We start from the raw sequence: 11,688 nt of genomic DNA, 5'->3' as shown, positions 1-11,688 counted from the left end.
TTAAAGTGTAAATTCAAGATATAAATTTCGTATCCCAAACTATGTGCTACTTTTACAGTAGTATCTATAAAAAACTGTGTTTGTGCCCCACATATTTCTATGGATTTAGCAAATCATTGATTGTAGTAGGTTTTCAGTTCATCCCAAGTTATTTCCCCACTATCATCATGAGAAATAACTACACCCAATTTGAAAAGATGCAAACCCTGAGTTGCACTATTACTTATATTAGTAATTTTTAAGCGAACCCACCCTTCGGCATTTGGAACAGCATTTTCAGTATAACCAATATCTCTATTGCGGAATCCTATGCGACTAGTTTTATCTATAAAATCTTCACTAGTATATTTGTAATAATCATCTTCCGGATCAAAGTGAGGAATGTAATATGAGAACTCACTTCGTATATATGCACTGTGAGAAGACTCTTGTAGTGGAAGTGATGTTATATCTAATTTAAAACGAATATCTCCATTTTCATCTGTTTTAAACTTATAATAAAACTCAGCGGATTCACTATCATCTCGTTTTCCGGTATTCCCTAAAGGAAACCAAGAAACTCTTTTAAATGGATAATCTTCGAATAAGGCATTTTCCGATGAATTCAGAGGTAGGGCATCGACTTCATTGGAAGTTACTGATAACAAACTTGAATTGGAAGGTAAAGTCAAAGGTGTACTTTTAGTTTCAACAGCAGACGCGTCAACAGTTCCCAAAGACAAACAGAAAATTAATCCGAAAAAGAATGAAAGAATAAATTTTTTCATGTTAGCCCCTCCCGCTAAATTTCTTACAATTCAATTGTAACAGATGACAAGGTACTAAAAGGGTTTTTACCAAAAGCTTGGTTCTTTTTAAGAATATCGGGAATATTCTGACAATTTAGCAAAACAACCAAAAAAGCCACCTCAAAAGAGATGACCTAGCTAAGTAAAATTATAACATATAAGGGGTGGCGATTGTGAGATTCCAATGGCTGAAAGATTATCAAGACTTAGAGGATCAAATCCTTTATTTAAAATGGAACCTTAATAAATCAAGATTAGAGCTTAATCTCTGGGTTTATGGTGATTTGTCAGATGTCAGTTTAGATGAAAACCCTTGATCTTCATCTCTTGAAAAGAGTATCAGTAAAATTGAGATGGAGATCACGCTTCAAGAAAATCAAAGAAATGAGATGATTTCCTTAATCGAAGTTTATCAAGGAGGTTTTATGAATACAAACAATACATGTGATTTTCAAATAGGGCGATTAGACGGAGAGAAATATGTAATCATGCAGAACTTTCAATCGATGGCTGAGTTTTGGAAACGGAATAACGGTGGCATTACGGTTCAATACACTTTAAGCTTCCAAAAATTGGATATGCCTGACACAGATGCAACGTTTCTGAGAGAAATCTTTACTACGGGAGGACGGCGAATGAAGACAATCAAACATAAAGTTTATAAGCATGGAAGTTATCTTTACGCCTTAAAAGGTGCAGGTTTCGAATCATTAAGTATTGATTCAGAAATTAAAAAAATGGAGAAGCTACATCAAATCGCTCCATCAAGTACGACTATAGAAAAAGTGAAATTAAACGATAATCAGCTAGGTTTACTAAAAGATATAGAAATGATGTGGACGCAACGAGAACAACATGAACTGTCTTACAAAACCGCAGCGGTTTTTGAAGTATTAAATTCTGATTTTGAATATGAAGTTTATGGAAATGATATTGACGAGGTAGTGAAGATTTTCATTGGAATTTAGTTCCGTGATCCACGCCATTGAGGAGAGGAAATCAAATGATCAAACTAATTATTTTATCGATTATTTCATCAGGAATCGTTTCATTTCTTATGATGAAATTTCAAATGAGGATGATTGAGAAATGGATGGATAGGTCTTTTGAAGAAGAAACTAAGCGAATAAAAAGCTACCTGTCTAAAGACAAATAGCGCAAAAGTTTTTACCAAAAGGAGTAATTCTAATTAGTCCTTTTTGGATTTCAGGTCCGGATAAAACTGGTACCCTATCGGCATCGATATTCGATGAGGGGAATTCGACGGCAACTCTACGGATTTCATCGTATTCATTGTTTAGTCTCTTTATTTCTTGATCAAGAAGATGATACTCTTCCGTTTCTTTAAAAATGTCGTAAATACCCTCTTTAATTTTTAGTTCTTGGTAGGTTATTTCACATAAACCTAATCTTGAGAGGTTATCTAAAGAGGGGCTAATACGACTTTGAGGAATCGACTTCTCGTTTCCTAAGAATAGGTTGGAGAATACCACATCATATCCGCCAGTGCTATAGTTCTTTTTAAGTGAACAAATAAGGGCTTCGTTTTCTGTTGTATGAATAGATAGCAGATTTTCTGCATCCAAGGGAGTCAGCTGTTTGATAATTTCAACATACGACGAATGGACGATGTCTTCTTTAGATGAATCCATAGAGGATGCAATTAATTTTGCGAACATGATTCTCAAAGGTTCGTCCTCAATGTAATATTTCGATGCTTCAAGGGCAGGACCCAATATTTTTAGTTCAGGTTCTTTTAAATTAGCAGGATCAATTTTTGATGCTTCTTCTAGTAGAGAAGTTTTATATGCGTCAATATTAGCGTTCTGTTTAGCGCGAAGCATCTCGGCCTTTTCACTCGATGTGTGACCGAAATTAATGTACCACCAGTCTTCAACAGTTTGAATTGGACCTTTGAATAGACCTGCAGAGGCTGCACCTCCTAACATTCCTGAAATAATCGGAAAAAATGAAGAAGGATCCATAATTTCAACTCCTTATTAATAGTTTAAATGAATTATATATGAAAACAGGTTACAAAAAAAGAAAATCTACATTAACTCATTCAATTGTAGAAAAGTATCTGTCAGCAACAGTTGAAAAAGCTGCTAAACATTATGATGTTACAATAAAATCCGATTCGATAGATTTCATATTTCCATATTGGCTGTTGTAAATATCTTGCGCCATATTTCCAGAACCTTTCTTAATTCGCATTATCGCCCTGAGCCGTAAAGGCGTACTATGCTTATCATGTAAGGATAGAAAAACTTTTACCATCCCATTTAATACAAATAATATCGACATTTTTGATTTTAGGTTTTGTTCGCAACATTTCTTTTGAAAACAAATACTGCAATGTTTTAATAGTAAAAGCATGAGTAACGATCAGGACGTTTGGATTATTCAAGTGAATAAAATTATCAGCTGTATCTTTGAGAAAACTTTCCAATCTATCCGTAATCATATGAAACGGTTCAACCATCCCTGTTATGTCGGATTTATAAATAACCTCATGAACTTCTGGCAGACGAAAATTAAGTTCTGAAAAATCATTTTGTATCTGTAATTCATTCATCATACTGGAAATGAACTTATCATTATTTTCTGCTTCCCAGCAGCCCAAACACCACTCACGGAGCCTTGAATCAGTAATAACTTGCAGTTCATTTTGCCCCTGTGCAGTTAATATGGTTTTTGCAGTTTGTAAAGCTCTGGATGTATCACTTGAAAATGCAGCCGAAAATTGGATATTTTTCAGTTGCAGTCCTAATTGTGTGGCTGTTTGGATTCCTCTTTCAGTTAGTGGAGAATCTGCCCAACCTTGTGCTTTATTTAATCGGTTAAGTAATGTTTCCCCATGTCGAGTAACGTAGAAAGTAACTGTTGAATTCATGTTTTATCCTCCGAAATAAACCTATGTAATCGCTTCACCTTATCGGCAATAGTCGAACCAAGAAATTACTAGCATTATAGCAAAACCACTCGCTCAGAACAACGCTGTAGGAAGAAGTAATGTTGACGAAAGGGGAGTTTAAAAAAGAACTACAGGAAGTAAGGTCAAGAAAATTTGCCTACATTGAAAGCACGACAAAGCTGGGGAAAAAGAGAAAAGAGATTGAAGAATATGTTCAAAAGATCCGGTAATAGAAGCTATGACGGAAAAAGACTGCCGCATTTTAAAACGGCAGTCTAAAGGCTAGTGGGGAAGCTAATTTGTCAGTTAGTTACCTAGCCCTATGTCTATTAACTAGACTATTTCATTGTAGCAAGAGTATGTTGGCAGTTTCAAACGCGAACGGTAGTAATGAGGAAATTTTTGCAATGAAACTAAAAGAATTAATTGAGCAACATACAGTAAGAATTGTCTACTGTGGTAATTGTGAGTGTGGAGAGAGAAAGTATGATTTGATTACAGATCATAATCTTGCTTATCCACCATTTCATGAGTCGACTATTAGGGATGTGAAACCGGAGTTGTTGGAGGGGAAGGTAAATGAAAAAGCAAATCGAAATTCAAAATAGAAATGTAAAAACATTACCTGATTTGATCAAGGATAATCCTGACCTAAGAATCATGCCTATGGTTGAAAGTGAGATTGTTATTAGTGATGACTTCTCAAGTTTGCTGGGATCGTTTGGAATAACGGAGAACGAATCTATTTTAAAATCTCATGATGAAGAAGAATTGGTACAAGATGTACTAGATGATATACCAGCAGAAATAAATGACAAGATAGCTGATAAAACGGCGACAGAGGCTGTTAAAAATTACGAATGGGAAAAGGCGAATATTGTTGCCAGCGGTGGTAAAGCCGATAGATGGCGGCTCCAGTCTTGGGATATCTGTAGTTGAAACGGAGCAGAATTTGAAAATTGCGGTAAAAGAGGCGATTCATTACTCGAATCACCCTAGAATAATAATAGAAGATAAAATAGAAGGAAGAGATTTTTCTGTAGGAATACTTGGAAATCAAGTCCTGCCAATAATTGAAATGATCCCTAAAACAGGTTTTTATGATTATCAAAATAAATATCAAAAGGGGCGAACGGAAGGGATTGTTCCTGCAAAAATAGATTATAAGTTAGCAGACCAGCTCAACGTTTTAGCAGTGAAACTTCATAGGATATTAGGGTTGTCAGTTTGTTCGAGAACAGATTTTTTAGTGGATAAAAACAATCGTATTTTTGCGACTGAAATCAATTCTTTGCCAAGTATGACCTTGAACAGTTCATATTCACAGGCTGCCGGGGCCATGGGGCTTCGATTTAGTGAATTGTGTGAATGCATTATTAAGGAGTCGTTGAAAAAATATGAAAAATAGGCTGTGTTGAAAGAGGTACGAAGGAGCTGCAACAAGCTGGAGTTTTGGAAAATGGAGGAAAGAAAATGAATGTAGTAATTGGTCTGGGACTGTTCCTACTTGGAGGATTTATTGGAGTAGCAGTAATGTGTTTAGTACAGGTTGGAAGGTCCGATAGCAAGGAGAAACAGGAGTTGCGGGAATAGTCTAAAAAGGAATTACACGTCAGTATGACAAAAAGAAACTCTTATACGAATCGTTCATTTTTTAAAAGAATGTGGTGAGAAAAATGGAAAAGAATATAGGATTGAGGATGTTTTCATCTGAAGGTGCACTGAAAAAAGAAATTAAAGGCTTGATCGAGTCATTAGAATACAGTGCTGAAGAAACGAAGGCGATTTATTTCCAACAGCTGGGTCAATGTGAAAGTCACTCCGAATTGCAGGAGTTGATAAGTGTGATTGAGATTGGCGAACAACAGCTACGTGAAATAGAACGATCATTGTTCCAAGCGTTAGAAACTTATGTCTGGAGGATCAATGAATTTAAGTGTTTGCCGATGAATGATAAAACGCAGTGGGTTGAAAAAATAGTCGCCTGCGATTTTCCGGAAAACATGGCTGATATATTCAGTAAAGCACTAGCGGCAGAAAAAGAAGCAAGTAAGAATATACGCGAAGCAAGCAGGGCAGTTTATGACGGATGGACAATCTCAATAGATTATCAGCTATGAATCAGCTTTGTTTAATAGTGGAATTAAAATAACTTTCGTTATGCGGCGAGGTGCATAGAATAAAGTATTGATATTAGTATATTTAGTATATAGGAGAGATTAAATAGACATGGAAAGATATTTAAAGTTAGATAGCAGTTCTTATTTTTTTAAAGTGGATAAGCTGCTTTCAAAAAGGCAAATAAGTCAGATTGCAGGGGAGGTTTCACAAAATAAAACAGGTAATTTCAGGCATAACGTTAAAGGGGAAAAGAAAAAAATTGGTGAAAAAGAGATCAGGTATTCTTTTTTTGTATTTGAACTACAAAAAGAACCAACCTTTTTAGTAAACAGTCCCCTTAAAGAGAATAGTTATGGATATTTACTGATGATTGAATATAACGGGTATCTAATTATAAATTCAAAATATATTACTGGATTACAGAGAGCCTTGGAAAGCATAGTTGAACGCGTCGAATATGAGAATCTATCAGGATTTTTAATAACAGATGGAACTGTTTTTAAACGGTTTTCGATGAAAAATACGAATATATCATCGTATAATTCATCAATCAGAAAACGTACTGTGGAGGCAAATAATTTGGCTGACTCTTTTTCTCCTTTAAGTGCAAGTAAACAGCTAGTTGGATCATACAAAATTAAAAATGAAGATGGAATTAATTATACTGTGAGTTTGACGACATCTAAAGTTGCCGAACCAGGAAAAAAAGTAATGTTCACAGAATTCTGTATCTGGGCAATCAGTATAGTAGATAAATTGAAAAGTTATTTGCCTAGTGATAACTATATGCAAAGCTTCGCACATCCAGTGGATAAAAGTAAATTAAAGGATTTAGATCCAGCCACAGTTCTGGTTGATTTTTCTGGTTTGATTGAATGTTTTCATGGGTGTGACAGTGTAACTTACACAAATGATGAGAAAAGCATTTTAGAAATAGATAAAGAAAAGATTAGCAGAATCTTTATGAAGGATGATTGCCAATCATTCGATTTATCGCATGAATCCTCTCGTGCAAATTATTATAAAGTAAATAATCCTCACATTAACGATGTTTACGTGAAGAAGAATAAAAAAAGCTTAAAAATAATTTCGGAAAAATTGCGTAAGCTAAAGTTTCATTTTGAAGATGAGACTATTAGTTTCTTAGATATCATTAATGAGTCTGGGCAAATGTTAATTAATTTTTCTGATATCGAATATGCGTATACAGAAAATGAACTTTTCTATGATCATCAAATGGAAAGAGCTACTCAATCTTTTCTTTCAATTTTCCATCCGTATGCAGATTTAATGAATACAACAAGTGAAAAAGGAAAGGTAGATATGAATAGCGTAAAATTTGAAGATAACTCACTGTTTTCTTTTATCGAGAATACATTTAGTAATGAGGACTACTTGATTTGTGATGATTTGGGGCATGAGGTAGCAGATTATATTTCCGTAACAGAAAATGAAACGGTAAGTTTCTATCATGCCAAAAGTGATCATACAAGGAAATTATCAGCTTCAGCATTTCATGTGGTGGTTAGTCAGGCATTAAAAAATTTAGGAAGTATTGTCAATGTAGAAAAGATGGACCTGAATAATAAAAGAAATATTTGGGGAAATTTTTATGGAAAAACAAAGATAAACAGACTGACTACTTCTGTAGGTGGAGACATTTCAAATGCAATTGAAATGTTAAGGACGACTGCCTATGCATCGAGTTCGACAAAAAGAGTTTGGCTTGTTGTCGATTTTATTTCCAAAAAGGATCTAGTTGATCAATTTGATAGAGGACCTAACAAGCGAACAGTACAAATTATTTGGTTGCTATCTAGTTTTGTGAATGATTGTCGTGAAATGGGTGTGCAGCCTCGAATTGCGTGTAAACCATAAAAATAAAATGGAGTTTTGAGAAGTATTATGGAAAAAAAACAAAATATTGAAAAAGAAAAAAAGCAGAATATGAAAATGATGCAAAATGGATTTTATGAACGAATAATCACTCTTCTAGAAGAAATTGTACAAAAAAACAAAGCTGATCAAAACTTAACATTTTTTCAAGGATTGAGAAAGTGGTTCATAGAATTAATTAAGAATCCTACTTCACTTGTTTCCGTACTATTTACTGTAGTAGTCTTCTTCGTCGGAAGCAATTACAACAACTCGATGAATAATGTAAATCTAAAATTGAGCGGGACTCAAATGAACAAAATTGTCAAAAATGATGAAGGATGGGCCTTAAACCCCTATATTGCCTTCAAGCTTAAAAAGCAAAAAGCAAGTGGAGAACCACAAAACTTCTATTTAGGAAGGTATGAGGATGATGAAATGACTGTAAAGGAGGTTCGAACAATTAAGACTCTTCCGAATGATAATGAGCAATTTTCAAAACTCACAATTGATACTCGCTCAACAAATTTAACTACTATTCAAGCAGTAATACAAAAACCAAAATATTGGAATCAATTCAATTTACCTACTAAAAAACAGGAAATAGGATATAAACGAGAAACCTATAAGAATACGGATTTGGTTTTGTTTGTTTTTGATCCTGCCTATATGCTGAATATGTCAAGTCAAAATAAAAGATCATATGTAGGTTATTATCATCTTATTTCTCAAGCAAAAAATGGATCTTATCAAGTGATTACTTTTATACACAAACAATCTGGCAAAGAGGATGAGTGGAAAGACATAACTGAAACATTTTATGGATTAGAAATTTATGATGAAACATTGTGGCAAGATTCAACATTTGAATACATGAAGGATGAAGTCATTGGTTCGTACAATGAATGTTTGAGTTTCGTAAAAAATCAAACTATCAACTAGATAAGTATTGTATATTAAGACTCTTTTAACAGTTTAGTTTATCCCCGAAAGGTTATTTTAATAACAATACAGGTTTAGTGAAATAGATAACAATGATATGATATGTGTAGCAAATGATGGCTTGGAGGAAAGATGGATGAATGAGAATCCTGAATGGCTCAATAAAATTGTGACGTTACCGGAGATCAACACGAATATAAAATTATTTGGCGGACATAAGCAACGAGTCGAATATCCTTGGATTGCTGAACGTGAGACACATTTCTCCTTTGAAGTGATGATCATTCTAGAAGGTGTTCAGCATACTTCGTTTAGTGGTCGGGCGTATGACTTTTCTGCAGAAAGTATAGTCTTGATCCCGCCAGGAACCTCACATGAAAATTCTTGTGCTTCTAATGAAGGCTTGAAATATTTTTGCGCGCACTTTGATATTGATGATCCGAGTATCCAACAAACATTGCTTATGTATTGTCCGATTCTTCTCAGAAAAGAGAATGAGGCATATGGTGATATTGCGCGTATCTTACACACCTATGTAGAGTTGCTGGACAATGAATCTTTTAGTCTGAAAGAGAAATTAATCGTGGAGAAGCTGTTGATTGAACTAGTTATTGCTCTGCTTGATTATGCGAATTACGAAAAAATCAAGATGGAATCATCGGATAATTCATCTTTGGTTTTAGCTAAAGCAATTGCGGATACCATTCAACAGAATTTTCGGAAGTTTACGAAGTATCCGACAGAAGAAAATCGGTATCTTTTATCAATGAATTATGTAGCAGCGAATCTGAACATCAGTGAAAGTACCATGCTGAAGGTATTGAAAAAGGTTTATGGTGTCAGTCCTAAAAAATATTTGGATCAGCTTCGTTATAATGAGTCCAAATTTTTACTGCATCAGCCGAATCTTTCTATTAGCGAGATCGCAGAGGTGGTCGGCTATCAAAATCTTTCTCATTTTTCTAGACAATTCAAAACATGGTGTAATGCTTCACCGAATGAGTATAGGCAGTTAAATCATAAAAATTCTAAGATTAATTAAATAGGGATTTCTCACAAGACCAGTTGTGCACTGGTCTTTTTTCTTACGGAAAATGGTAAAAGTTACCCGATTTTTGATATATAACTATCGTTTTGAATCTTTTATTATAAATGCATGATAAGGAAAACGATTTCAATGAAAGCCTTATGTCATTCGAATATTTAGCAGCTAGCATAAGTAGAGTTGAAAGCGTCGTCATAATTACTTATCACTTTATTCTGAAAGGGGTCCCTTCGAACCAAGTAAAGAAGACATTCAGCGATAAAAAACTATATGGCGCAACAAAAGAGATTTACGACGACTTAGCTCATAGCTAAAGAGAAAGGAACATCTAAATGGCAACTATTCAAAATCCAATTATTCCCGGCATGGCACCGGATCCATCAATTATTCGAGTAGGAGAAATGTATTATATCGCAACTTCTACGTTTCATTGGAATCCTGCGATCCAAATTTTTCAATCAACAGATTTAGCAAACTGGGAGTTGATTGATTATGTACTGAAAAAGGGTGAGGTCAATCTAAGAGGGACGAATACACCTGCAGGCATTTGGGCACCGCATTTATCTTATGATGAAACGACTAAAAGATACTGGTTAGCCTATTCGCATATGGTAAATATGGCTGGACGCGAGTTCAATTCTGATTCCTATGCTATGTGGGCGGATGATATCACTGGACCGTGGTCTGAGCCAATCTTTCTAACAGCAATCGGATTTGATCCAGCGATTTTCCATGATGAGGATGGAAAGCACTACTTGGCAATTTTAGAGTGGGAAACGCGAGAGGGATATCAAGCGCCTGGACATATTGTTATTGCGGAGGCGGACTTAGAGAATGGCGGTATTCTTGGTGATTGGCATCGGATCAATCATGGCTTTACGACAAGAGGTTGTGCGGAAGCACCGCAAATTTATAAACGTAATGGCTACTACTATTTATTGATCGCTGCTGGCGGGACAGGTTATGGGCATGGGGTAGAGATTGGACGGTCGAAAACTGTTTTTGGTCCTTATGAGCCGCATCCGTCAGGTGAACCAATTATCACATCTGCACCTAGACATCTTTTTTCATTGGGTGATCCTGATGCGGGACACTTTGAAATGTACAATCCTGAATCGGTCATGCAAAAGGCTGGACATGGCTCATTAGTTGAGACGACAACTGGCGAGTGGTATATCCCACATTTGATGTCGCGTCCACTTGAAGGAACCTTGCTAAATCCGCTGGGGCGAGAAACTTCTATTCAGAAAATGCATTGGACTGAGGAGGGCTGGCTAGAAATGGCAGACGGGTCGAATTTAGCGAAGATGGAAATAGAGGCCATGGTGAACAGTGGAGAATTAATCCCTCTTTCTCATGATGTCAATGATGATTTTTCTGGAGACTATGATTTACGATTTATGACGCCATATCGTGAGCAAGAAAATCGTTGGGTAAATACCAAGGAAAGAGAGGGGCATCTGCGTATCTATGGAGAAAATTCCTTCTTTTCACAGATAAACCCAGCAATCATGGCGACACGCGCTACGTCATTCAACTATGAGGTTCAGACAAAAGTAGAATTTCATCCAGATCATTATTCAGAAACTGCGGGAATGGGCCTTTATTATGATTCGAATAATTGGCTATATCTTCATTTAACTTATTCGGAGGAAAAAGAAACGACCGTGTTAACGATTTTACAAGCAAAGCTTGGACAAAGAATCGAGTATCCTTATCATCAATTATCGATTGAAGAGGGCTCAGTAGAGTTGAAATTGGTTTATGACAATGGCTTAGCAGATCTGCTTTATCTGAAGGATGGTCAATGGGAACGATTTGCTGAAAAAATCGATGTTGCCTATCTCTCTGATGAAGGGGTGAATGGGGAACCAGGAGAAATCGGCGGATTCACCGCATTATTCAATTTTATCGGCTCTGTTGATGCACATCAAAGAGATTCCTACGCGGACTTTGATTATTACACGGTGAAGAACAAAGAAGGAAACAAAGGAGAATAA

Annotated in this window: 13 protein-coding genes; 10 read left to right on the top strand and 3 right to left on the bottom strand. The window is 35.6% G+C overall.

Features of this window, described 5'->3' with window-relative positions; all coding sequences use genetic code 11:
• Window positions 1-113 precede the first annotated feature (113 nt).
• A complete protein-coding gene (locus tag JZO85_RS06690; protein WP_207107730.1) occupies window positions 114-767 on the bottom strand; it encodes a hypothetical protein in 654 nt (217 codons plus the stop codon).
• 446 nt (window positions 768-1,213) lie between these two features.
• On the opposite strand from JZO85_RS06690, the gene JZO85_RS23105 reads away from it, so the two are divergent.
• Window positions 1,214-1,756 carry a hypothetical protein gene (locus tag JZO85_RS23105; RefSeq protein WP_242550247.1) on the top strand — a complete coding sequence of 181 codons (543 nt, stop codon included), beginning with the start codon at window positions 1,214-1,216 and terminating at the stop codon, window positions 1,754-1,756.
• Between the two features lie 174 nt (window positions 1,757-1,930).
• On the opposite strand, the gene JZO85_RS06680 is transcribed toward JZO85_RS23105, so the two are convergent.
• Together JZO85_RS06680 and JZO85_RS06675 are read right to left on the bottom strand one after the other, a co-directional pair.
• The gene (locus JZO85_RS06680) at window positions 1,931-2,773 is read right to left on the bottom strand and encodes a DUF4393 domain-containing protein (protein WP_207107729.1); all 843 of its coding nucleotides are present in this window, start codon (window positions 2,771-2,773) and stop codon (window positions 1,931-1,933) included.
• A gap of 266 nt (window positions 2,774-3,039) precedes the next feature.
• Entirely contained in the window at window positions 3,040-3,684 is a 645-nt protein-coding gene (locus tag JZO85_RS06675) for a histidine phosphatase family protein (RefSeq protein ID WP_207107728.1), read from the bottom strand.
• 428 nt (window positions 3,685-4,112) lie between these two features.
• On the opposite strand from JZO85_RS06675, the gene JZO85_RS06670 reads away from it, so the two are divergent.
• From JZO85_RS06670 to JZO85_RS06630, 9 genes are all read left to right on the top strand, one after another.
• Entirely contained in the window at window positions 4,113-4,313 is a 201-nt protein-coding gene (locus tag JZO85_RS06670) for a hypothetical protein (protein WP_207107727.1), read from the top strand.
• Entirely contained in the window at window positions 4,285-4,644 is a 360-nt protein-coding gene (locus tag JZO85_RS06665; RefSeq protein WP_207107726.1) for a hypothetical protein, read from the top strand. Before JZO85_RS06670 ends, JZO85_RS06665 begins: the two co-directional genes overlap by 29 nt.
• Window positions 4,595-5,113 carry a D-alanine--D-alanine ligase family protein gene (locus JZO85_RS06660; RefSeq protein ID WP_347401788.1) on the top strand — a complete coding sequence of 173 codons (519 nt, stop codon included), beginning with the start codon at window positions 4,595-4,597 and terminating at the stop codon, window positions 5,111-5,113. Before JZO85_RS06665 ends, JZO85_RS06660 begins: the two co-directional genes overlap by 50 nt.
• Window positions 5,114-5,178: 65 nt before the next feature.
• The gene (locus JZO85_RS06655; protein WP_207107725.1) at window positions 5,179-5,298 is read left to right on the top strand and encodes a DUF3789 domain-containing protein; all 120 of its coding nucleotides are present in this window, start codon (window positions 5,179-5,181) and stop codon (window positions 5,296-5,298) included.
• 83 nt (window positions 5,299-5,381) lie between these two features.
• The gene (locus JZO85_RS06650) at window positions 5,382-5,825 is read left to right on the top strand and encodes a hypothetical protein (RefSeq protein ID WP_207107724.1); all 444 of its coding nucleotides are present in this window, start codon (window positions 5,382-5,384) and stop codon (window positions 5,823-5,825) included.
• A 109-nt stretch (window positions 5,826-5,934) separates the two neighbouring features.
• Window positions 5,935-7,704 (top strand): hypothetical protein, encoded by a 1,770-nt coding sequence (locus JZO85_RS06645; RefSeq protein WP_207107723.1) that lies wholly within the window; start codon window positions 5,935-5,937, stop codon window positions 7,702-7,704.
• A gap of 27 nt (window positions 7,705-7,731) precedes the next feature.
• A complete protein-coding gene (locus tag JZO85_RS06640) occupies window positions 7,732-8,643 on the top strand; it encodes a hypothetical protein (RefSeq protein ID WP_207107722.1) in 912 nt (303 codons plus the stop codon).
• Between the two features lie 136 nt (window positions 8,644-8,779).
• Window positions 8,780-9,685, top strand: a complete 906-nt coding sequence (locus JZO85_RS06635; RefSeq protein ID WP_207107721.1) for an AraC family transcriptional regulator — start codon at window positions 8,780-8,782, stop codon at window positions 9,683-9,685.
• 335 nt (window positions 9,686-10,020) lie between these two features.
• Entirely contained in the window at window positions 10,021-11,688 is a 1,668-nt protein-coding gene (locus tag JZO85_RS06630) for a glycoside hydrolase family 43 protein (RefSeq protein ID WP_207107720.1), read from the top strand.

The sequence above is a fragment of the Candidatus Enterococcus murrayae genome (assembly GCF_017315985.1).
Classification (GTDB): domain Bacteria; phylum Bacillota; class Bacilli; order Lactobacillales; family Enterococcaceae; genus Enterococcus_A; species Enterococcus_A murrayae.
The sequence above is the reverse complement of the archived record's forward strand: the minus strand, read 5'-3'. Positions and strand labels throughout refer to the sequence as shown.